We start from the raw sequence: 23,121 nt of genomic DNA, 5'->3' as shown, positions 1-23,121 counted from the left end.
CAAGCTAGCTAATACTAGCGTATTGTTCAATACTCAATACGAATAAAATGTTAAGCATTAAAAATTTACATGCGTCTGTAGAAGACAAACAGATATTAAAGGGATTAAACCTAGAGGTTAAAGCTGGAGAAGTCCATGCGATTATGGGGCCTAACGGAGCTGGAAAAAGTACTTTAGGTAATGTATTGGCAGGACGTGAATCGTATGAAGTCAGCGAAGGTTCTGCTTTATTGGACGGAGTTGATTTATTGGATCTTTCTCCCGAGGACCGTGCCCGTGAGGGGTTGTTTCTTGCATTCCAATACCCTGTTGAAATTCCGGGAGTATCAAATATCAATTTCCTAAAAACAGCGGTAAATGATATCCGTGAGTATAAAGGTTTGCCTCCAATGGAAGCCAAAGAGTTCTTACAAATGGTAAAAGACAAGCAAAAGCTGGTTGAATTTTCAGCCAACTTAGCTAACCGTTCTTTAAATGAAGGATTCTCTGGTGGTGAGAAAAAGCGTAATGAGATTTTTCAATTGGCAATGTTGAACCCCAAATTGTCCATTTTGGATGAAACAGATTCGGGTTTGGATATCGATGCACTTCGTATTGTTGCAAATGGTGTGAACCAGTTACGTTCTAAAGACAACGCTTTTGTTGTTATCACACACTACCAACGTTTATTGGATTATATCGTTCCAGATTTTGTTCACGTATTGTACAATGGTCGTATCGTGAAATCAGGCCCTAAAGAATTGGCTTTGGAGCTAGAAGAAAAAGGATACGATTGGTTAAAAGAATATGATACACAAAACGCCTAATCTTTACACCGATAAAAATAGGAGTAAAAGAGAATTTCGGCGATTTGATTAAAAAATAACATGAGTACATTAGTTTCAGAATCATTACTTCAACAAGTGTTGGGAGCTTTTAAAGAGCAACGTGTTTCAGACGAGCCAACTTTCTTTACAGAGGCACGTCAGCAAGCATTCGAACGTTTTGAAGCCGTAGGCTTTCCCACAGTTAAGAATGAAGAATGGAAATATACAAACATCCACAGTATTGTCAATAAGCCTTATGCGCTTGATGTAGATGTGGATATCGAGGGCTTGGATTTTAGTGCGGGAGAGATCCCGAATTTAGATGCGTACCGTATTATTCTGGTTAATGGCCAGTATGTATTGGCTGTAAGTGAGCTGGAAAAAGTAAAAGGACTTGAGGTTATTCCGATGGATGACGCTGTTACTGAACCTGCATTTCAAGCACATTTTGCTAAATATGCTGATAAGTCTGATAATATCATGGTAGCGCTTAATACAGCTGCTTTTACCAACGGTGTATTTATCCATTTGAAGAAAGGTGTTGTACTTGATAAGCCTATACAGATTATTCATGTAGCGACAGGAAAAGAAGATTTCTTTGCGCAAACACGGAATTTGGTTGTTGTTGAGGCGAACGCTGAACTTGAGTTGATCGAAAGCTTTATCACTGCAGATGGTGCCGCAAGCAATGTGAACAATAAAGTTTCAGAGATTGTCGTAAAAGAGAATGCCAAAGTTCAACATTACTATCTTCAAGTTGCCCAATCTGTAAGTCGGTACTTTAATCATACGGAAGTATATCAAGAGAAATACAGTCTTTATAATAACTACAATTGTAATTTCCCCGGTGCATCTTTTATCCGTAATAATATTAATGTGCGTCTGGATGCAGAAAATGTAGAAAGTCATTTGTACGGTATTAACCTGACCGCGGGAGATCAATTGGTCGATAATCACACTGTCGTAGATCATCTTAAACCACATTGTGAATCATACGAATGGTATAAAAATATAACACAAGATAAATCTACAGCTGTTTTCAACGGAAAAATCTTTGTTCGGGAGGATGCACAAAAAACCAATGCTTTCCAACAGAACAATAATATGTTGATGTCAGATAGTTCAGCGGTTTATACAAAGCCCCAACTGGAGATTTTTGCAGATGATGTGAAATGTTCACATGGATGTACGATCGGTCAGTTTGATAATGAAGCTTTGTTTTATTTGAGAGCACGCGGAATTGGTGAGGAGTCAGCACGTATTCTTCTCGTACATGCATTTGCATTTGACGTAACAACTCGTTTTTCAAATGAGGTTGTTCGGAGATATGTCGAAGAATTGGTTGAAGAAAGCCTAAGAACAAACTAAACAAATCACACAAACTATACACATATAAGGCGTTTACCAAGTTGGTAAACGCCTTATTTTTTATAAAGTATTTTCAAGGACCTTGAGCACGATTTTAACAAGCTGATTTTCCTAATTTGTGTTTTTAGTATTTTTCTTCTATTTTTGATTTGCTATGTACATGTCTTTATATACAACTTACGCTTATAAACCTTGGGTTTTATAGCTCATTTACGTTTTTAAAATCTTAATAGAACGCATCCGCTCACGAAACGAACGGCTTGTTTAATACTGAGATATCAAAAAGTCAGCTTTAACTGATTTGATATTCAGGAAAGAACTGCCTTCTTTTTCCTTCGTTGGTTCGGCAGGCGTAATAAACGTCTTATTTTAATGTGTTGGTCATTCTTGATCATACACCTGTTGTATTTTATATAAAATTTTATGGAAAAAAATAACTGGTTTCGTACCTATAGTTATATATGGACTGGGCAATTTATCTCTTTGCTGTCTAGTTCAGCTGTCAACTTTTCCATCATGATATGGTTGAGTTTGACGCACAAGTCTGCTGAAGTATTGGCTTTTGCTGCTATTGCAGGTTTATTGCCACAAGCGATCATCGGGCCCTTTGCTGGTGTCTATATTGATCGATGGGATAGAAAGAAAGTCATGATCTTTGCGGATGGCTTTATCGCGTTCTGTACATTAGGAATGACCTTTGTACTCAAAAGCGATGGTACCAATATGTTTTTGATATATCTGTTAATGGCCTGTCGTTCGATCGGCTCCGCATTTCACTCGCCAGCCATGCAGGCGATTGCGCCACTTCTCGTTCCGGAAGACAAATTATTACGCGTATCGGGTATTAATCAGATGTTACAATCAGTAAGTAGCATTGCCGGTCCTGCATTGGGAACTTTGGCTATTAGCTATTTTCCTATTTCGACTGTCTTATATCTGGATGTTATTGGCGCTGTAGTCGCGATCACCTCACTACTCTTTGTGACTATACCCCACCTGTCCCGTTCTAATGTGAAACCTTCTATTTCTGCTGTTTTGGATGATCTAAAACAGGGGATGAGCACTATTTATCATAATAGAGGACTAAGAATATTATTCCTATATGCCATGGTGGCGACTTTTTGTATTATGCCTGTTGCCATTATGTTCCCCTTGTTGACCATCGGTCATTATGGCGGCGGTAAGTGGGAGATGAGTATTATTGAGATTGTGTGGGGAGTAGGTATGCTCGTTGGAGGCAGTTTTTTGGGACTTGCTAAAGTATCCCTATCAAAAGTAGTATTAGTGAACAGTATGCATATTGTACTGGGGATAACCTTTGCGCTATCGGGTTGGTTTCCCTCGACCTGGTTTATGCCGTTTGTTATGATGACAGGCTTGGGCGGAGTCTCCATGTCTATTTTCTCGGCATCATTCATGACAATTATTCAAGAGCAGGTTCCAGTAGAAATGTTGGGGCGTGTTTTCTCGCTTTATTTTAGCATTGCCATTTTACCAAGCATGATAGGACTTCTTTTTACAGGCTTTATCGCAGATGCAATCGGTGTATCGACAGCTTTTATTATTGCAGGTCTTATTGTCGTGCTGGTTGGGCTATTGTCTTTTTTTAATACGTCAATTATGAGTTTAGGGCGCACGGAAAAGTAAGTTGAGCACAAATAAAAAACGCTTCCAAATTTTGGAAGCGTTTTTTATTTGGAGCGAAAGACGAGATTCGAACTCGCGACCCCAACCTTGGCAAGGTTGTGCTCTACCAACTGAGCTACTTTCGCGTTGATGCTACAAAAGTAAGGCATTTCTTATTATTCTGCAAGAGAAAAAGTAAAAAAAATCTTAACTTAAATCAATTGCATCGACACAGTTAATTCCATCTATAGCTGCCGAAATAATACCTCCAGCATAGCCGGCTCCCTCTCCGCAAGGGTAAAGTCCTTTGACCTGAGGGTGTTGCAGGTTTTCTTTGTTTCGAGGTATGCGTATGGGGGAAGATGTTCTCGATTCTACCCCAACTAAAATCGCTTCATTTGTATAATATCCTTTCATCTTTTTTCCAAATATTGGAAGCGCACCGCGTAGGGCTTCGTGCACAAAAGTTGGTAGAACCTCGCTCAGATCTGCTGAAGATGTACCGGGTTTGTAGGAATTCTCAGGTAGGTGCATCGAGACCCGTCCCTCAACGAAGTCAACCATGCGTTGTGCGGGTGCAACAAGACTTCCTCCACCAACCTCGAAAGCTTTGCGTTCAATTTGCTTTTGAAAATTCAGTAAAGCAAAGGGATCATTTAGTGCATTAGGTATATCTTCGAGGTTGATCTGGATGACGGTGCCTGAATTGGCATGTGGATTATTCCGTTTGGAAGGGGACCATCCGTTGACGACGATTTCACCATGGTCTGTTGCACAAGGAGCGATAACACCACCTGGGCACATACAGAATGAGAATACACCACGATCATTAACCTGTTCGACTAGACTATAATAGGCTGGTGGTAAATGCTCGCTTCTGACCTGGCAATGGTATTGTGCCTGATCAATAATAGCCTGTGGGTGTTCTATGCGGACGCCTAGCGCAAAGGCTTTTGCTTCGATCAGCCAGTTGTTGCGATAAAAAAGTTCAAAAATATCCCTAGCGGAGTGACCAGTAGCCACGATAACATGATCAGCTTTGATTTCCTCTCCACTGGCTAATTTTACACCACGAACCTGACCAAAGGATTCCAATATATCCTCTACACGTTGGTCGAAAAGAAATTCGCCACCAAATTCGATCACACTCTCCCGCATCGCTTCAATAATATGAGGGAGCTTGTTTGTACCGATATGGGGGCGGGCATTCACTAAGATGTCTGTTGTCGCTCCATGAGATACAAAAAGTTTGAGCACTTTGTCTACGTCTCCCCTTTTATTGGAGCGTGTATAAAGCTTCCCGTCTGAGTAAGTACCTGCACCACCTTCTCCAAAACAGTAATTGGATTCAGGGTTTACAATACCTTCGCGGTTTAACTTCGCAAGATCACGTCTCCGGTCCTGTACTTTTTTGCCTCTTTCGATGACAATTGGTTTGAGCCCACGTTCGATACAGCGAATTGCCGCAAATAGACCAGCGGGACCTGCACCAACGATAATGACCGGTTTTCCATTTTGGACAGATTTAAAATGATTTTCATAAATTTCCGGTAGTGGGAACTCGTCTATATAATAAATGACCCTCGCTCGATAGACCACCTGCTTACTGCGGGCATCAATAGAACGTTTACGTATTTTATAACCTTTGACCTGTTGAGGTTTGAGACGTAGGGCTTTTACACCTTGTTGTAGAATATATTGCTCATCTTCGATTTTTTCGGGAAGGATAGCAATCTCAATTTCTTTTTGCATAAGATAAAGGGCTGGGTTTTTATCCCAAAACCGCGACAAAGTTACGGAATATTGGCTGTTTGCCGATTTGGAAATAAAAATATTCTTATCTTAGTAAGAGCTTGGTATATGCTTTGATAGTGTAACCGTATAATTTGAATAGTATTTAATTCTTTGAACAATGAAAATGAAAAGATTTTTAGTAGCCCTATGCGGTTTATTTGCATTGGTATCATTAAACTCATGTGGTTACAATACGATGGTTTCTCAAGATGAAAACGTCAAAGGGAAATGGGCACAGGTTGAAAATGCTTACCAGCGCCGTGCTGATTTGGTGCCAAACTTGGTGAATACCGTCAAAGGGGCAGCAAAACATGAGGAGAGCACATTGACGGCGGTGGTTGAAGCGAGAGCTAAGGCAACATCTGTTACTATTAATGCAGATGATTTGTCAGAAGAAAACATCGCGAAGTTTCAAAAAGTGCAAGATCAGTTTAGTGGCTCTTTGAGTCGTCTTTTAGCTTCAGTAGAGGCGTATCCAGACTTGAAGGCAAATCAAAACTTCTTGGAGTTACAGGCTCAATTGGAAGGTACAGAAAACCGTATCTCGACTGAACGCAGAGCTTATAACGAGGCTGTGCAGCAATTTAATACGACTGTACGTAGCTTCCCAAATAATTTAATGGCTGGTATGTTTGGATTTAAAGCCAAGGGAACGTTTACTGCTGCTCCTGGCTCAGACAAAGCACCGACCGTATCATTCTAATAATACCTTTATTAGAAATATATGATATAATGGATGATGCGGCTTGCGTATGGGCCCTTCATCCATTTTTTATACCGAATGTTTTATAAGTGTTTGCCGGAAGACGTCGTCAGACAGACGAATGCGCTAATGCAAACATAAATGAAGATATATATATATGGCTTTAAATGCTGAGGAACAAGAAAGGGTCGTCCATGCCATCAACCTGGCTGAAAACGAGACATCGGGAGAAATCCGTGTTGTGATAGAAAATCATTGTCCTGATGAAGTTCATGATCGTGCAACGTACTATTTTTCCAAATTGGGCATGCACAAAACCGTGCTAAAAAATGGCGTGCTTATTTATATCGCATTGGAGGATCGTAAATTTTCTATCATTGGTGATCAAGGGATCAATCAACGGGTGGAAAGCGACTTTTGGAATTGCACCAAAGATCTTATGGTCGACGAATTCCGTATGGATAAAATTGTTGAAGGTCTAGTGAAAGGAATTGAACATGCGGGCAAACAACTAGCGAAATTCTTTCCTAGGGAACATGATGATATCAATGAACTTCCAAATGATATTGTTTTCGGTGATCGCTAGTCAATAAAAAATAAAACTTATGTCGAAATTATTTTCTCGGGTTCGGATTCCAGTCATGATAACGGTGCTGTGGGCGCTGACTTTTATGACTGCAATGGGACAGGATTTTCCAGAGACACCTAATAAGCTTGTCAACGATTATACAAATACATTGACGGCTAGTCAAAAACAGCAATTAGAGCAAAAGCTGTTGGCATTTGAAGATTCTACATCAACGCAGATTGCAGTCGTTGTCATGAACTCCACTGGAGGTTATGATATTTCTGATTATGCGGTCCGTTTGGCGAAAAAGTGGGGTGTTGGTAATAAGAAGTACAATAATGGTATTTTATTATTGGCAGCATTGGGCGACCGCGCTGTTACCATTCAAACAGGTTATGGGATTGAAGGAGCTGTTCCAGATGCAATAGCCTATCGTATTATTGAGAATGATATTAAGCCAGCATTTCGTCAGGGTGATTATTATGGTGGAGTTGACAAAGCGACGAATTCCCTGATTTCGTACGCAAAAGGAGAATATAAAGCTGACCCTAAACAACCTAGCGGTGGCGGGTCGGGATCCATTATATTTGTCATCATTGTAGTAATATTTCTTGTCGTCATGTTTTCAAATCGAGGCGGCGGTGGAAAAGGCGGCGGTCGTGTGATGAATGGTCGTGGCTCTTCCGATATTTTCTGGTGGACCTTGCTTAACGGTCTTGGTGGTGGCGGTCGTGGCGGTGACGGTGGATTCGGTGGCGGATCGGGAGGTGGGTTCGGTGGCTTTGGCGGCGGCGATTTCGGCGGCGGTGGTGCTTCAGGACGTTGGTAACAACTTTGCTAAATAATGTTAAATAGCGTGCCAGTACACAGGAAATGTTTTACATTTATGGGAAGTATATAATTATGAAAAAGGGAATATTAATGGGTTTAAGCTTTTTACCAGCCTTATTGATGGCGCAAGAAAGCTACACGGTAACAGGAAAAGTGAATGGAGCTTCTGACAAAGCCAAGGTATTTATGCAATACGCTAATAATGGTACCCGTCAGTTAGACTCAGCTGCTGTCCTTAAAGGTGAATTTAAATTCAACGGTCAGGTAGCTTCTCCAACTAAAGGCGTAATGATTTACTCTCCTGAAGGGCTTTCTTTCGGAGAACTAAGAGGCGCTCAAAAACAGCCTGAAACAGCACAATTGTATTTGTCCAAAGGCGTGATCAAAGTTGACGCATCTAAAGGTTTTAAAGATGCTACGATTACAGGTACAGCTATCAATGATGATTTTACTCAATACAAAACTTTTGTGAAACCTCATACAGATGCATACGAGGCATTAAACCAACAATATTTTGCAGCATCTGAAGCTCAAAAACAAGATCCAAAATTTATTGAGGGATTGCAAAAGCAAGCTGGGGAGATTTCTCAAAAGATGGAAAAAGCTGACGCTGAATTTATCAATAAAAATCCAAAAAGCTGGTATACATTGGATCTATTAGCAGAAAATGTAAGCGGCGAAAATGTGAATGAATATGTGGCTTCATTTGATAAACTGTCTCCGGAATTAAAAAATTCTGAGAAAGGGAAGGAATTGGCAGAGCGCATCCAAAAGTTAAAAGCGGTTGCCATAGGCTCTATAGCTCCTGACTTTACCCTACCTGATACAACTGGCAATAATGTTTCTTTATCTTCGTTGAGAGGAAAATATGTCTTGTTGGATTTCTGGGCAAGCTGGTGTGGCCCTTGTCGTCATGAAAACCCGAATGTTGTTGCAGCATTCAATAAGTTTAAAGATAAAGGATTTACAGTTTTTGGTGTTTCCTTGGACAATCCGGGTAAGAAAGATGCTTGGATGAAAGCGATCCATGACGATAATTTGCAGCAATGGCCGCATGTTTCCGATTTACAAGGTTGGAAATCTGCTCCTGTTAAATTATATGAAGTTCGTGGAATTCCGCAAAACTTCTTAATTGATCCTTCAGGCAAAATTGTTGCTTCAAATCTAAGAGGCGAAGCATTAGAAGCTAAATTGGCAGAATTGTTAAAATAGTCTGTTCTTACAGTCTAAGACTGCGCTATACAAAAACACTTATTTAAAATCTTTTATATAAGAGAGATTTTGAATAAGTGTTTTTTGTTAAGGAGTAGCCTACATATCTTTTCTTTATCTTTGCTTAGAAGATTAACTTGGTTTTCCTCCTTTAGGATGTAGGGATCATATGGGGGCTTTGAAAGGATCTGATCCAGCAAAAAACAAGAGGGATGATTTTTGGCGATTGTCAATTTATATCCGACAGGCAATCGAATTTGAGTAATCTGTAGGGATGAAATCAAGCAGAATATAACCTTGACCAGTGAGGATAATTGCTGGGGTTTTTCTTAAGTAAGTAACTGGGAGGCGTAGTACATTGAGAAAATAATAAAATGAGAAAGAAACTGATTGTGGTGATGGCTTTGGCTATATGTGCCGTTGCCTGTAATTCGAAGAAAGAAAATGGTGTCCCAGTGGTTAACTTAGAGGCGCTTAATGCAATTCCTTTGGATCATGCTATTGATACGCTGGCAAAAGGAACAGCGTTTATAGATGTAACATTACCACCCAATGCACGGATAGATGAGTTATCGCAACAGGAACTAGGCCTTTTGAAGGCTGCCGCCTATCGTTTCTATCATCATGTAACATTAACAGACAACCAGTATAAAGTTAATCTCAAAGATCCAAAGTCCTTGCATATTTCCGATCAGGTTGTTAAAGCCTATGAACAAGCAATTGCAAATACCAATCATTTTGCCGATTCAATGGCTAAGGTGGGACAGGCGATCCAGCTGCCTGTCGTTAATGAAGAATATCTAAATAATTTGCTGAAGTAGCCGTTTCAAAAGAAGATAAAAAAAGATATTGAGGCAGAGTACTAAGAAATCATAAAAAACGGTGTGTCCGAGCTTATTGGACACACCGTTTTTCTTTAGTTTTTTTTGTATCTCCTAAAGTTGGTTTTAAGATATTCAACTTTCTAGAGGAAGTACTTCTAGTTTTTGGGCAACTATGTTTTCTTATATGCCAATTTGGAAGCCTGTCTTTTTATAAAGAAAGTATCTCAATGATACGAAGCAGATCTTCGTTAAGTTTAACGTTATGTTTAATAGCGCTCTTGAAAGGAGTAAATCTAACGTCACTACAGATCAGCCCAGCCATTTCGCCTCTACGGCCGGCAACAAGCGCTTCTACCGCCGCAACGCCAAGTCTGCTTGCCAATACACGGTCCATACATGTAGGGCTACCACCACGTTGGATGTGACCTAAAATAGAAAGGCGTACATCATAATGCGGGAAATTTTCTTTTATCTTTTCCGAAACGACCATCCCGCCTTCTTTGTCCCCTTCAGCAACGATGATAATACGTGAGGATTTATTTTTACGGCTCTTATCCAGCCTTTTCATGATTGCGTCGTAATCAACCTCAAACTCTGGAACCAATACAGCTTCAGCACCGGTACTTATTCCTGAACGGATGGCGATCAAGCCCGAATCGCGTCCCATAACCTCAATAACAAAAACACGATCATGGGATTCTGCGGTATCACGGATCTTATCTACGGCCTGAATAACAGTGTTTATTGCGGTATCATAACCAATGGTAAAATCAGTCCCGGCCAGGTCATTATCGATTGTTCCCGGTAGGCCGATGATTGGAAAGTCAAATTCATCGATGAATTTTGAAGCGCCTGTAAACGTTCCGTCACCACCGATCACAACCATTGCATCAATTCCATGACTGCGTAAATTATCATAAGCTTGTTTACGTCCTTCAATAGTTTTGAAAGCTTCACTGCGGGCAGTTTTTAGGATTGTTCCACCACGTTGTATGATATTAGCTACGGATTTGGCATCCATGGGGATAATCTCTCCATTTACCAAACCATCATAGCCCCTGCGCACACCAAATACTTCAAGATTGTTAAAGATACCAGCTCTTACGACTGCGCGGATACCGGCATTCATTCCTGGAGCATCTCCTCCAGATGTCAAAACAGCAATTTTTTTAATGTTACTCATACGTACTCAAACTTAGCTATTTTTACGCTTATATACAATTATATTTCTGTTATAAAAAGTTCGAAATCGCTTAAATGCAATTAAATAATAGCCCTCTACTGTGCAATTAATCTAAGCGAGCAGCAAACTTCATGTAAACTTCACAATAGTCCTTTTAAGATTAAAAAACTATTATTTTGTTAACGAGTAGACTTATTTCTTAGCTTTAAAAGCATCAATTCCACTTTGTAAGAAAGCCTTGTATTGTTCAATATTATAGTTTGCACCAGTTTGGGGTACTAGTACCTTTCCAGAGGCGTCAACAATAACATATAAAGGCTGGGAATTGCTATTGAAAGAAGATGCTTGAAAATCACTGTTTTTATTACCGATTGTTTTGATTTTCTTGCCACTATATTTGGAAACAAATTGTTCATTTGCAGGTAATTCTGTTTTATCATCGACGAACAGTTCAGCCATAATAAATTCTTCCTTTAATAATTTTGCTACAGCGGGGTCTGTCCATACATTTGCTTCCATTTTTCGGCAATTGACACAGTTCCATCCCGTAAAATCGATTAATACAGGCTTATTCACTTCTTTTGCGGTTTCCAAAGCTTGATCATAATCGTAGTATGGGTCAAACCCTTTTGGGGTACCACGCTCATGGAAGATCTCCGCATATTTTTTTACTTTACCATCACTGTGAGCCGGTGCACTTGCTACTCCAGCCGAAAGGTCGAAGTCCTGTGTCGCAGAAGGTGGTAAAAAAGCAGAGATTGATTTCAATGGTGCCCCCCAAAGACCAGGGACCATATAGACCACAAAGGAGAATACGACGATTGCAAGTATAGTGCGTGGTACAGAAAGGAATTTTAGTTCACTATCATGCGAAAATTTGATCTTCCCAATAAGATATAAGCCCATGAGACCAAATATGGCAATCCACAAGGATAGGAATACCTCACGATCCAGCCAATTCCAGTGATAAGCCAGATCTACATTGGACAAAAACTTTAAGGCTAAGGCGAGCTCTAAAAATCCAAGAACTACTTTTACCGAATTGAGCCATCCTCCCGATTTGGGCAATGATTTTAACATCGAAGGAAACATGGCGAATAGGCCGAAAGGAATCGCTAATGCAATGGAAAAACCCAACATACCGACTGCAGGACCTAGACGTTCGCCTTTGGAAGCAGCTTCAACGAGTAAGGTGCCGATGATCGGACCTGTACACGAAAAAGATACAAGCGATAGGCTAAATGCCATGAAGAAAAGTCCTATAAGCCCCCCTTTATCTGATTTGGCATCCATTTTATTGACAAAAGAACTTGGTAAGGTGATTTCGAAAGCGCCAAAAAACGATGCCGCAAAAACGACAAGCAATAGAAAAAACAGGAAATTGAAGATCCCATTGGTCGATAAGGCATTAAGTGCATCAGAGCCGAAAGCAATTGTGATAATCATTCCGAGCGCCACATAGATCACAATTATAAAGAGACCATAGAGCAGCGCTTTACTAATACCGCTTGCGCGAGTCCCAGATTGTTTTGTGAAGTAGCTGACTGTTAATGGTAGCATTGGGAATATACATGGCATCAAAAGTGCGGCAAAACCACCAATTAATCCAGCGATAAAAATATTCCAAAGTGACTTTTTCCCAGTATCCGAGTTATCAGAAGAAACATTTGTCGTTGCCTTATTCAATTTGCTGCTATCTTGACTCAGGGTTGTGTCCGGGGCGTCCGAAAAAGCTAAGTCCTCCGGCACGGCCTCCGCAACGGGAGTTGTGTCAGGCGAAGATTCAAATTGAAGCCCTTCGGTACTCGTTAAACTATCTTGTTCGAAGGCAAATGCCGTCGTTGTAAGCGAAAGACTAAAAAAAGCAATTAAAAGTAGAAAAAATGTGTTTTTTAACATGCGTATCTGTTTCTGATGTCAGCTTCAAAAATAAAAAAAGGCGATGAGAATCGCCTTATTATTTTATCCGTGTATGATCATTTTTACTATTTGATTGTCACAGCAAAAGCATATTCGTCAGGAGGGAGACATTGTGATGCATCACAAGCTTGCCATTCAACGGTACCTTTTACTGTCGCAGTACCTTTGTTCAGCTTTACTTTTTGTTGAAAGATCACTTCATTTGTAAAGTAACCAACGTCCATTTTAAATACCTCTTCGTGTTTAACTTTTGGTTTTGGCTCAGCTGTTTTACCAACTAATGCGTAGTCGGCAGCTTTTGCAAAATTAAAGGAAGTTGGAATAGGCCCACCATCTTTTACATTTTGAGAATAAATGTGCCAACCATTTTGGATGGTTCCTTTGACATAGACAATCGCCTCTTTGCTGTTCAGTTTCTTGCTGGCTACAGTCCATTTTACAGGTTTGTGAATCTGAGCGAAGGCTCCAGTAACTGCGAAAATTACTGCAGTTATTAACAATACTAATTTTTTCATTTTCCTAAACAATTATTGCAGTTCGTGATACACCTTTGATACTTACGATTGGTAAAGGTTTAATTTCTCTGCGTTACAAATTTAACATATTCTAAAATGGATTATCTGAATTTAGTGTAAAGATTAGGATATAAGGTGGCTTATCTCTTTGATCTCGAATTGTTGCAGTTTGCCGTCAATAAGTACTTGGAGCCGGCCATCAATCTCCACTGCCTTAATGATCCCTGTCTTTTTCTCGCCTGCAATTAAAAATTGTCGTTTCTGGTCTCTCCAAAATAGGGACTCATTATAACGGTTCAATATAGACTGCCAAGATTGGGTGAAGAGGTTGTTGTATTCCTTTTGGATACTTTCAAAAAGCTCAGTGGCGAGATCCCTTATGACATAATCGGCTCTGTTTGTAAGAACAGCCAACGAAGTAATTGTTGTTGCTGTGTCAAAATTGACCTGATTGATATTGATGCCGATTCCGACAATAGATGCTTCAATTTTATTTCCCTTTAATTTATTTTCAATAAGGATACCTGCTATTTTTTTGTTGCCGACATAAATATCATTGGGCCATTTTACAGCTATATCTTGCTCAGTTTTGCATTTAAGCCACTTAACTACCGCGATTGCAATGGTTGCTGAGAGCGCAAATTGTTGGGCAATTGGCAAGAAATACGGTTTTAAGAGAATTGATGTCGTCAGATTTTTCCCTGGTTCGCTGACCCAGACGCTTCCACGCTGCCCTTTTCCCTGAAACTGTTCTTCTGCTAAAATGGCAGTGCCTTCTGCGAGTGGCGTGAATTTTGACATTAATTCTCGTAAATAATCATTTGTAGAGGCAACTTTGTCAAGATATATTGTATTTTGACCAATGATAAGTCCCGAAATATTGTTATTTTGCAAACTGAAAGTATTAAATAAATATTAAGTCAAAACTATCATATTTTTTAATGAGTAAAAATAAAAGTTCAGAATTGTCGCAACGTCTATCAGAAATTATCGTTCACGGTATGCAGGAAAAGAAAGCAAACGAGATCGTTCGCTTGGATTTAAGAGATCTTCACAGTTCTGTTTCTGATTATTTTGTGATTTGTCATGCCGACTCCAACATTCAGGTAAACGCAATTGCCAAAAGTGTTGAGGAGGAAGTCTATAAGGCTTTTGGTCAAGAACCCCAATATAAAGAAGGACAATCAAACGGAGAATGGTTGATTTTGGATTTTGTCGACGTGGTTGTGCATATCTTTAAGACCGAAAAAAGAGCGCATTACGGTATTGAAGATCTGTGGGGAGATGCACAGATTCAACATTTCCAGAGTGCTTAATACCCCGCCTCAATACATTAATTTACACAGAAAATATAATTATACGATATAATGAAAAAAATCCCAAGTAGTAAGGTAAGCCCAAAACCGCCAAAATTCAATTTTGTGTGGCTAATGATTGCCATGTTTTTAGGTTTTTTTGCCTTACAATATGTTTTTGGAGAAAACCCGGCTAAAGAAATTAGCTATAGTGATTTTGAAACACGCATGTTAAAGACCGGCGCTGTTGAGCGTCTGGAAGCATATAAGAAAAATGATCTTGTCGAGGTAGAAGTCTATCTAAAAAAGGGTTGGAAAGACAATCCCGCTTTTAAGGACGTAGCCAAGAGTAATGATCCCATTCCAAGCCTTGCAGGTCAAGAGGAAACAGGTCCACAGTATATCTTTAAAGATGCCTCAGCAGAGGTTCTGGAGAAAAAGTTAGCGGCATCGCAGGCCGAACTGGCTCCGGGAACACCTAAGGTACAATTAAAGTATGCCGATCGCTCTAATCCTTGGGCGAGCTGGTTTGTGACATTTATGTTGCCATTGTTGGTATTGGCAGCGATCTGGATTTTCTTAATGCGCCGCATGGGCGGTGGAGCTGGAGGTGGCGGCGGAGCAATATTTAATATTGGCAAATCCAAAGCGCAGTTATTCGATAAAGAATCACAAATCAATATTACCTTTAATGATGTGGCTGGTTTAGAGGAAGCGAAACAAGAGGTAATGGAAATTGTGGATTTCTTGAAAAACCCGCGCAAATACACGAATCTAGGAGGTAAAATTCCAAAAGGAGCATTGCTTGTAGGCCCTCCGGGAACAGGTAAAACCTTATTGGCAAAAGCTGTTGCTGGTGAAGCACAGGTGCCCTTTTTCTCCCTATCTGGTTCAGATTTCGTAGAGATGTTTGTCGGTGTGGGTGCTTCACGTGTCCGTGACTTGTTCAAACAAGCCAAGGAGAAAGCTCCATGTATTATTTTTATTGATGAGATTGATGCGATCGGTCGTGCCCGTGGTAAAAACTCAATGATGGGTGGTAATGACGAACGTGAAAATACATTGAACCAGTTGTTGGTGGAAATGGATGGTTTCGGTACGGATTCAGGTGTTATTATTTTAGCTGCAACAAACCGTATTGATGTGTTGGATAGTGCATTGTTGCGTCCAGGACGTTTCGACCGTCAGATTTCTATTGATAAACCAGATTTGATCGGTCGTGAGCATATTTTTAAAGTGCACTTAAAACCGTTAAAGTTATCTGCAGAGGTAGATGCCAAAAAATTATCCGCACAGACACCAGGTTTTGCGGGAGCAGAGATCGCCAACGTATGTAATGAAGCTGCGTTGATCGCTGCACGCAAAAACAAACCTGAGATAGATATGCAAGATTTTCAAGATGCCGTGGATCGTGTGATCGGTGGTCTTGAGAAGAAAAATAAAATCATTTCTCCCGAAGAGAAACGTATTGTTGCTTATCACGAAGCAGGGCATGCTATCGCGGGCTGGTATCTGGAACATGCAGATCCTTTGGTGAAGGTTTCTATTGTTCCCCGCGGAGTAGCGGCTTTAGGATATGCACAATATCTCCCTCGAGAGCAGTTCTTATATACAACTGAACAGCTGATTGACAGCTTGTGCATGACTATGGGGGGGCGTGTAGCTGAAGATATTACTTTCGGAAGAATTTCTACAGGTGCTCAAAATGATCTGGAACGTATCACGCAACTTTCTTATGCAATGATTGCCATCTACGGTATGAACGATAAAGTTGGAAATGTATCTTTCCGTGACAGCTCAGAAGCTTCTTTTCAAAAACCATACTCTGACAAAACGGCAGAATTGATTGATGCCGAAGTTCGTAATCTGATTACAGACGTTTATGCGCGTACAAAACAACTTTTGTTGGATAAACGTGAAGGCTTAATCAAAATTGCGGAGAAGCTGTTGGAAAAAGAAATCCTTTTCCAATCTGATCTTGAAGAAATTTTAGGTAAACGTCCTTTCGAGACCAAGACAACTTATGATGAGTTTGTCAATGGAGCTGACGGTGGCGGTGTTCCTCAGACCGATTTACCATTGGACGTTCACCCCGATGAGGCGACTTCAAAAGAACAACGATTGGATAACTCGTCTAATAGTTTAAACTAATTTAGATTTTACAGCGCTAGACCAACTCTAGCGCTGTATTTATATTACTATTGAGCCATGAACGTAAAGAACGCGACAGCGAAGGAGGTAATGTTAAAACGTATACGCCAAGCATTACTTCAAAAAAATGATAATCCACATCCTAATTTCAAAGAAACGCCCCTTTACAAAGACGAGGATGAATTGGTGGATCTTGTTTTTGTTCGTGAACTAACAGCTGCTGGTGGCAAGTTTCTTTATTGCGATGGTGAGATTGGTCTGATCGAGAATTTGATTGCTTTAACCGAGCTTAACAATATTAAAAATATCTATGCCTGGGAGCAGGGGATTCAAAACCTCCTGAGCCCCTATGGTTTCCCCTTTTTCAAAACGGAGAAGGACTTTGAATCTGCCAATGCGAGTATTACATCATGTGAGGCATTGATCGCACGTAATGGGAGTATTATGGTCAGCAATGCCAATGCCTCCGGGCGCCGGTTGAGTATCTATCCACCGATTCACATCGTTGTTGCTAAAGCTTCTCAATTAGTTTGGGACGTGAAAGATGCCTTGATATACATCCAAAAACGTTATGGACAGGAAATTCCGACTATGATATCAACTATTACAGGACCTTCGCGAACAGCAGATATTGAGAAGCGATTGGTTCTGGGGGCTCACGGTCCCAAAGAACTCTATGTTTTACTTTTAGAAGACCGTTTCTAGGCATGCTTACTTTATACTTACAACAAGCTCCCGTAGCGAGTATTATTTTCTTTTTTACGCTTGTCACGAGTATCTATACCTTTTCTCATGAACAGCTTTATGGCAAATTAATGCTCCATCCATACAGCATCGCCCGTAAACAGCGCGTGTATACGATATTGACCAGTGGTTTTATCCATAAAGACTGGGGGCACCTCTTGTTCAATATGATCACGTTTTATTATTTCGCTTTTCGATTGGAAATGATATTGGCACAGGCCAGCCCTTATGGACACCTCTTTTTTGCCGTCATTTATTTCGGTAGTTTGGTGTTGAGTGACATTCCAACGATTGTTCAGCAAAAAAATAATTATGGCTATTACAGCTTAGGAGCATCCGGTGCTATCTGTGCGGTATTATTTAGCTATATCCTCTTTGATCCAAGGACAAAAATAGGGGTGATGTTTATCATTGGTGTGCCGGCTTATTTATTTGCATTTTTGTTTTTGGGGTATTGTATTTGGGCCTCCAAAAAGGGACAGGACGGAATTAACCATGATGCGCATTTTTTTGGAGCATTGTCCGGATTGATCTTGACAATAATTTGTTTCCCCTGGGTAATAAAACACTGTCTGGCACAGTTCTAAAATTTTCCACCCCAGGTCTCCCGATCCAGACTTCTGTACTGAATTGCCTCCGCGAGATGATGATTCTCGATTGTAGGGCTATTTTCCATATCTGCAATGGTGCGGGCAACTTTTAATATCCGGTCATAAGCCCTGGCGGAGAGGCTTAGCCGGTCAATAGCTGTCTTTAATAATTTCTTTTGAGGTTCGCCGATCTGACAGATTTCTCTGGTCAACTTGCTACTCATGTGTGCATTACAATGAACGTTTGGGTAGGATTCAAATCGTTGTTTTTGAATCTCTCTCGTCTTGATGACACGATTGCGGACCGCCAGGCTGTTTTCCGAGGGGTGAGAGGCAGTCAATTCGTCGAATTGTACAGGTGTAACTTCAACATGCAGATCGATGCGATCCAACAAAGGGCCAGATATTTTACTTAAATAACGTTGAACAGTGTGACTGCCGCAGATGCATTCCTTTTCGGGGTGATTAAAATATCCGCAAGGGCAAGGGTTCATCGCGGCAACCAACATAAAGCTTGCCGGATAGTCTATGGTTAATTTGGCGCGAGATATGGTGATACTCCGTGATTCGAGCGGTTGTCGCATAACCTCAAGGACAGTTCGTTTAAATTCGGGAAGCTCATCCAGAAATAGTACACCATGATGCGATAGTGAAATTTCTCCGGGTTGGGGATTAGAACCCCCGCCTACCATGGCAACATCAGAAATGGTATGGTGAGGAGCACGAAAAGGTCGGACAGTTAATAAAGCCTCTTTGGCTTTGAGATTTCCCGAAACAGAGTGAATTTTGGTTGTTTCGAGTGATTCGGTCATATTGAGCGGAGGTAGCACCGTTGGTAATCTTTTTGCTAACATGGTCTTACCAGCGCCTGGAGGGCCTATTAAAATGACATTGTGCCCTCCAGCAGCAGCGATTTCTAATGCTCTTTTGATATTTTCCTGTCCCCCAACATCTGCAAAATCAACGTCATACTTATTTGCTTCTGCTTGAAAAAAAGATTGGATATCAACAGTGGTTGGCGGGATCTTTTTCGAACCATTGAGAAATTGGACCACTTCTGTAAGATTTTCGACAGCAATTATATCGATACCGGTAACAATAGCCGCTTCCTGTGCATTTTGTTTGGGAAGTATAATACCTTTAAAGCCATCTTTAAGCGCCTGTAAGGCAATAGGTAATACGCCTCGAATAGGCTTTATGCTACCGTCTAGGGATAATTCGCCTAGGATCAGATAATATTCTAATAACTCCGTTGTAAGCTGTCCTGAGGAAGCAAGTATGCCAATAGCGATCGATAAATCGTAGCTGGAACCTTCTTTTCTGATATCAGCCGGTGCCAAGTTGACTACAATTTTCTGCCTTGGCATGTGAAGTTGACAGGAAGTAATGGCACTTTCAATACGTCGGAGGCTTTCTTTGACAGCATTGTCAGGAAGTCCGACTATATAATAATGCAGGCCCGTAGAAACTACGACCTCAACTGTTATGGTACATGCCTCAATACCATAGACGGCACTACAATAGGTTTTGTTCAACATAAGTTTTATAATCGGTTGATTTAAAGATACTAAATATTAAATCATAAATAATAACCCTTTGCGGAATTATTGTGAACCGATAGAAAATTGTTGGAAAATGACTATATTGTAATTATATAGATTCTAGTAAATAATGGATAAATGCGGTATTTGGCAAACGATTTGCTTTAATAATTGTATTATTATCGAAGACTAGATTCATCGTATAATAGAATTAGAACTTTAAAACGAAAAAGAAATGAATGACACAAGTAAAGTAGCTTTGGCGTTGTTGGCAGGTCTTGCTGCAGGTGCAGCTTTAGGAGTTTTATTTGCTCCGGACAAAGGATCAGATACAAGAGATAAGATCAATGATTCATTAAGCGATTTGAGTGATGCTATTCGTGAGAGAGCTGAAGAACAATTCGATCAATTGAATGAGTTTAAGGAAAAAATTGTCTCCACCCTAAAAGGTAAATTAAACCAGGCCGAGGAAATTGTAGACGATGACATCATCGAGCATGCATAAGAAGCAAATTGTCCCGCAGGACAGTTTTGGGAGATACATAGAATTATAGGCTATTTCAAAAGGCTGAATATAAATATTCTATAGAAGTTCGTATAGACTTTTGAGATAGCCTAAATAAAATTAAGATGCATGGAAGAAGAAAAATTTTCACTTAGTGGTACTTTTCAAAAAACAAAAGAGTACATAGATTCCCAGTTTAAGCTCGTTAAATTGAAAACAATCGAGCGATCATCGCGGTTGATCGCGAGTTTGGTGGTGGACGCGACTAAATTGATATTCACTTTGTTTGTTGTCTTTTTCCTGTGTTTGGCTTTGGGATTTTGGCTAGGTGAGCTATTGGGAAGTTATTCATTGGGATTTCTGGCGACAGCAGGCATTTTTATGGTTATTATCGTCATCATACGAATTTTCGAACCTGCATTGGAATCTAAGTTTATGGATCTTTCCATCCGCCGCTTCCTGGCCAAGTGGAATGATGAGATTGAAGAAGAGGAAGAAGAGTTGAGAAAAAACGAAAAATTTGATAGAGAAGGGGCTACAAATGAACAATAAGCAGACAAAAATACGCAATTTGCAGGAGCTTAAAACTGAAATCGCTCGTTTAAAGGAACTTAAAAACGAACAAGAGGCTTATTTGAAAACACAATTTACGTTGTTCAACAACAAGATCGAAGCCCCAATTCGATTTTTCAATTCTTTGAAAAACAATATTCCGGGAGTGAACCTTGTTCAGCAATTATTCGCAAAAAGCAGTAACCCAGATTCAGATTGGTTGACCAAAACCTTACGTATAGGTGTTCCTTTTGTGATGAATAAGCTGTTCTTGAAAAATTCAGGCGTATTAAAAAAGGCCTTGATGTTGCTATTATCTGAACGTGCCGTCGGCCAGATCAATCAGGATAAAATCAGTGGATTAATTGGTAAACTCAGTAATTTTATCCGTCCCAAAAAGAAGAAAAAGAAAAATTCACAAATTGAAGGGGAGGCTCCTCTAAAAGATGAAGTCAATGAATATGGAATTCCTTCCTATAGTGAAACCTATTAGGAAGTTGTTTCTTCTTTTTTCAAAAAATCTTCATAAGCTAATTTAATGCCTTCGCGAAGATTAATTTTGTGTTTCCAGCCTAAAGCATGTAATTTGGATACATCCATCAATTTTCGTGGTGTTCCGTCAGGCTTGCTTGTGTCAAAAGAAATCTTCCCCTGATATCCGACCACCTCTTTAATGAGTTCAGCTAGGTCCTTTATGCTTAAATCTTCACCGATGCCGATATTGACGAACTGTTTCTCATTATAGTTATTCATCAAAAATACGCAAGCATCGGCTAAGTCATCTGAGAAAAGAAATTCCCTTAACGGTGTGCCCGTTCCCCAGATAATTACTTCATCCAGGCCGTTTACCTTTGCCTCATGAAATCTTCGGATTAAGGCCGGTAAAACATGTGAATTTTGTGGATGATAGTTATCATTGATCCCATAGAGATTAGTTGGCATCACAGAAATATAGTTACAGCCATATTGATCGCGGAAAGCTTCGGTCATTTTAATGCCAGCTATTTTGGCAATGGCATAAGGCTCGTTGGTAGGTTCCAAAGTACCTGTCAACAATAAGTCTTCGTTTAAAGGTTGTGGTGCCATTTTCGGATAGATGCAGCTTGAACCTAAAAACATCAACTTCTTAACCTCATTGTCGTAAGAGGATTTAATAACGTTATTCTGTATCGCCATATTTTCGTAGATAAAATCAGCGCGATAAGTATTGTTCGCCATAATTCCACCAACTTTAGCAGCAGCTAAAAAGACATAATCAGGTTTTTCCTCTTTAAAAAAGTCAGCAACTGCTTGTTGGTTACGCAGATCTAGTTCTTGGGACGTCCGGGTCACAATGTTATTATATCCAAGTTCTATTAATTTGCGATATATTGCCGATCCGACCATTCCTCGATGGCCTGCTACATAAATTTTAGCGTCTTTTTCCACGATAAGTTATTGATTCCTGCAAATATAAGGTTATTTTTGCGGGATATTAATAAAAAAATGGGAAAGGATAAACTACGTAAATTTGCCGAAGTAGCGACTTTTGAGAATGTCATCCAGCTTGATGCCGGCAAAGAATATAAAGGAAAATGGGCTGAGAAGCAATTTGGAAATACAAATCCGGTTGTTTTAGAATTGGCCTGTGGTAAAGGAGAATATACCGTTAATTTGGCGCGATTATTCCCAGGAAAGAACTTTATCGGTATTGATTTTAAAGGTAACCGAATCTGGCGGGGTGCTAAAACGGCATTGGAAGATGGCATTAAAAATGTTGCTTTTTTGCGGATACAGATTGAAACGATTCTTGAGCATTTTGCCGAAAATGAAATTGATGAAATTTGGATTACCTTTCCAGATCCACAACCTCAGGACAGTCGTGAAAAGAAACGTTTGACAGGCCCTAAATTTTTAGAGCGCTATAAGATTGTTATGAAGCCAGGTGGTATGATGAACCTGAAGACAGATAATGATGGCTTCTATGCATACACCCTCGAGCAAATAGAATTACAGAACTTGAAGAAATATAAAGAGACAACAGATCTGTATCGTTCGGACTTGGTCGACGATGTTTTATCAATCAAAACGTACTACGAGAAAAAGTATCTGGCCGACGATAAGAATATCAATTATGTGAAATGGAGCTTTGAGCAACGTTAACTTCAGTGTTTACATTATACAGGGAAGCCCAAGCGAAAGTTTGGGCTTTCTTGCGTTTACTACTAGGTTTTTATACTCTCCATTCCGCTACATTGATCAGTGATTATTAGAAACAAGTCGGCTGTTTCTAAACTGTTTTTACCTTTGCAACCACGGTTTTTAAAGCATAGGATTATTATCCGCTACAGATCAGCTACTTCTAGTGGAAAAATTCCTCCCTCCTAAATTGAGTCTTCCTGCTTCAGCTTTGG

At 40.0% G+C, this 23,121-nt stretch carries 23 protein-coding genes and 1 tRNA gene; 16 read left to right on the top strand and 8 right to left on the bottom strand.

Annotated elements, in window-relative coordinates; genetic code table 11:
• Positions 1–47: 47 nt before the first annotated feature.
• The 3 genes from sufC to ABDW32_RS11400 all read left to right on the top strand — a co-directional run bounded on the left by sufC (position 48) and on the right by ABDW32_RS11400 (position 3,821).
• On the top strand, positions 48–806 hold the full coding sequence (gene sufC / locus ABDW32_RS11410) for a Fe-S cluster assembly ATPase SufC (protein ID WP_077437267.1): 759 nt from the start codon (positions 48–50) through the stop codon (positions 804–806).
• 60 nt (positions 807–866) lie between these two features.
• Entirely contained in the window at positions 867–2,174 is a 1,308-nt protein-coding gene (gene sufD, locus ABDW32_RS11405; protein WP_343562466.1) for a Fe-S cluster assembly protein SufD, read from the top strand.
• 423 nt (positions 2,175–2,597) lie between these two features.
• On the top strand, positions 2,598–3,821 hold the full coding sequence (locus ABDW32_RS11400) for an MFS transporter (RefSeq protein WP_343562464.1): 1,224 nt from the start codon (positions 2,598–2,600) through the stop codon (positions 3,819–3,821).
• Positions 3,822–3,870: 49 nt separating this feature from the next.
• Here ABDW32_RS11400 and ABDW32_RS11395 read toward each other — a convergent pair.
• Together ABDW32_RS11395 and ABDW32_RS11390 are read right to left on the bottom strand one after the other, a co-directional pair.
• A tRNA-Gly gene (locus ABDW32_RS11395) sits at positions 3,871–3,946 on the bottom strand.
• A gap of 61 nt (positions 3,947–4,007) precedes the next feature.
• Positions 4,008–5,552 carry an FAD-dependent protein gene (locus ABDW32_RS11390; protein ID WP_343562462.1) on the bottom strand — a complete coding sequence of 515 codons (1,545 nt, stop codon included), beginning with the start codon at positions 5,550–5,552 and terminating at the stop codon, positions 4,008–4,010.
• A gap of 166 nt (positions 5,553–5,718) precedes the next feature.
• On the opposite strand from ABDW32_RS11390, the gene ABDW32_RS11385 reads away from it, so the two are divergent.
• From ABDW32_RS11385 to ABDW32_RS11365, 5 genes are all read left to right on the top strand, one after another.
• Complete coding sequence (locus ABDW32_RS11385) at positions 5,719–6,297, top strand: LemA family protein (protein WP_077437384.1); 579 nt, start codon at positions 5,719–5,721, stop codon at positions 6,295–6,297.
• A 157-nt stretch (positions 6,298–6,454) separates the two neighbouring features.
• Complete coding sequence (locus tag ABDW32_RS11380) at positions 6,455–6,883, top strand: TPM domain-containing protein (RefSeq protein ID WP_343562460.1); 429 nt, start codon at positions 6,455–6,457, stop codon at positions 6,881–6,883.
• Positions 6,884–6,968: 85 nt separating this feature from the next.
• Positions 6,969–7,694 (top strand): TPM domain-containing protein, encoded by a 726-nt coding sequence (locus tag ABDW32_RS11375; protein WP_343562648.1) that lies wholly within the window; start codon positions 6,969–6,971, stop codon positions 7,692–7,694.
• 74 nt (positions 7,695–7,768) lie between these two features.
• Entirely contained in the window at positions 7,769–8,908 is a 1,140-nt protein-coding gene (locus ABDW32_RS11370) for a TlpA disulfide reductase family protein (protein WP_343562458.1), read from the top strand.
• A 374-nt stretch (positions 8,909–9,282) separates the two neighbouring features.
• Positions 9,283–9,729: a hypothetical protein gene (locus ABDW32_RS11365; protein WP_343562456.1), complete on the top strand. Its 447-nt coding sequence runs from the start codon at positions 9,283–9,285 to the stop codon at positions 9,727–9,729.
• Positions 9,730–9,940: 211 nt separating this feature from the next.
• Here ABDW32_RS11365 and pfkA read toward each other — a convergent pair whose 3' ends face one another.
• From pfkA to ABDW32_RS11345, 4 genes are all read right to left on the bottom strand, one after another.
• A complete protein-coding gene (pfkA, locus tag ABDW32_RS11360; protein WP_343562454.1) occupies positions 9,941–10,915 on the bottom strand; it encodes a 6-phosphofructokinase in 975 nt (324 codons plus the stop codon).
• Between the two features lie 192 nt (positions 10,916–11,107).
• Positions 11,108–12,814, bottom strand: a complete 1,707-nt coding sequence (locus ABDW32_RS11355) for a cytochrome c biogenesis protein CcdA (RefSeq protein WP_343562452.1) — start codon at positions 12,812–12,814, stop codon at positions 11,108–11,110.
• A gap of 86 nt (positions 12,815–12,900) precedes the next feature.
• Positions 12,901–13,350, bottom strand: a complete 450-nt coding sequence (locus ABDW32_RS11350) for a protein-disulfide reductase DsbD domain-containing protein (protein ID WP_343562450.1) — start codon at positions 13,348–13,350, stop codon at positions 12,901–12,903.
• Positions 13,351–13,473: 123 nt separating this feature from the next.
• Positions 13,474–14,244, bottom strand: coding sequence for a biotin--[acetyl-CoA-carboxylase] ligase (locus ABDW32_RS11345; protein WP_343562448.1), 771 nt, complete (start codon positions 14,242–14,244; stop codon positions 13,474–13,476).
• A 47-nt stretch (positions 14,245–14,291) separates the two neighbouring features.
• On the opposite strand from ABDW32_RS11345, the gene rsfS reads away from it, so the two are divergent.
• Genes rsfS through ABDW32_RS11325 form a run of 4 tightly spaced genes read left to right on the top strand, consistent with a single transcriptional unit; the run spans position 14,292 to position 18,127 of the window.
• The gene (gene rsfS / locus ABDW32_RS11340) at positions 14,292–14,666 is read left to right on the top strand and encodes a ribosome silencing factor (RefSeq protein ID WP_077437259.1); all 375 of its coding nucleotides are present in this window, start codon (positions 14,292–14,294) and stop codon (positions 14,664–14,666) included.
• 51 nt (positions 14,667–14,717) lie between these two features.
• On the top strand, positions 14,718–16,796 hold the full coding sequence (gene ftsH, locus ABDW32_RS11335; RefSeq protein WP_343562446.1) for an ATP-dependent zinc metalloprotease FtsH: 2,079 nt from the start codon (positions 14,718–14,720) through the stop codon (positions 16,794–16,796).
• Positions 16,797–16,853: 57 nt separating this feature from the next.
• Positions 16,854–17,501: a lactate utilization protein gene (locus tag ABDW32_RS11330; RefSeq protein ID WP_343562443.1), complete on the top strand. Its 648-nt coding sequence runs from the start codon at positions 16,854–16,856 to the stop codon at positions 17,499–17,501.
• Between the two features lie 2 nt (positions 17,502–17,503).
• Positions 17,504–18,127 carry a rhomboid family intramembrane serine protease gene (locus ABDW32_RS11325; protein WP_343562441.1) on the top strand — a complete coding sequence of 208 codons (624 nt, stop codon included), beginning with the start codon at positions 17,504–17,506 and terminating at the stop codon, positions 18,125–18,127.
• Here ABDW32_RS11325 and ABDW32_RS11320 read toward each other — a convergent pair.
• Positions 18,124–19,668 carry a YifB family Mg chelatase-like AAA ATPase gene (locus ABDW32_RS11320; RefSeq protein ID WP_343562439.1) on the bottom strand — a complete coding sequence of 515 codons (1,545 nt, stop codon included), beginning with the start codon at positions 19,666–19,668 and terminating at the stop codon, positions 18,124–18,126. The genes ABDW32_RS11325 and ABDW32_RS11320 overlap by 4 nt on opposite strands.
• Before the next feature lie 238 nt (positions 19,669–19,906).
• On the opposite strand from ABDW32_RS11320, the gene ABDW32_RS11315 reads away from it, so the two are divergent.
• From ABDW32_RS11315 to ABDW32_RS11305, 3 genes are all read left to right on the top strand, one after another.
• On the top strand, positions 19,907–20,176 hold the full coding sequence (locus tag ABDW32_RS11315) for a YtxH domain-containing protein (RefSeq protein ID WP_104383581.1): 270 nt from the start codon (positions 19,907–19,909) through the stop codon (positions 20,174–20,176).
• A gap of 129 nt (positions 20,177–20,305) precedes the next feature.
• Positions 20,306–20,728 (top strand): hypothetical protein, encoded by a 423-nt coding sequence (locus ABDW32_RS11310; RefSeq protein ID WP_343562435.1) that lies wholly within the window; start codon positions 20,306–20,308, stop codon positions 20,726–20,728.
• Positions 20,718–21,221, top strand: a complete 504-nt coding sequence (locus ABDW32_RS11305; protein WP_343562433.1) for a hypothetical protein — start codon at positions 20,718–20,720, stop codon at positions 21,219–21,221. The genes ABDW32_RS11310 and ABDW32_RS11305 overlap by 11 nt, the downstream gene beginning before the upstream one ends.
• Here the strand turns inward: ABDW32_RS11305 and ABDW32_RS11300 are convergent.
• Positions 21,218–22,156 (bottom strand): GDP-L-fucose synthase, encoded by a 939-nt coding sequence (locus ABDW32_RS11300; RefSeq protein WP_343562431.1) that lies wholly within the window; start codon positions 22,154–22,156, stop codon positions 21,218–21,220. The two genes, ABDW32_RS11305 and ABDW32_RS11300, sit on opposite strands and share 4 nt — an antisense overlap.
• 57 nt (positions 22,157–22,213) lie before the next feature.
• On the opposite strand from ABDW32_RS11300, the gene trmB reads away from it, so the two are divergent.
• Entirely contained in the window at positions 22,214–22,870 is a 657-nt protein-coding gene (trmB, locus tag ABDW32_RS11295; RefSeq protein ID WP_343562429.1) for a tRNA (guanosine(46)-N7)-methyltransferase TrmB, read from the top strand.
• Positions 22,871–23,121 lie beyond the last annotated feature (251 nt).

The organism is Sphingobacterium sp., assembly GCF_039596235.1.
Lineage (GTDB): Bacteria > Bacteroidota > Bacteroidia > Sphingobacteriales > Sphingobacteriaceae > Sphingobacterium.
The sequence above is the reverse complement of the archived record's forward strand: the minus strand, read 5'-3'. Positions and strand labels throughout refer to the sequence as shown.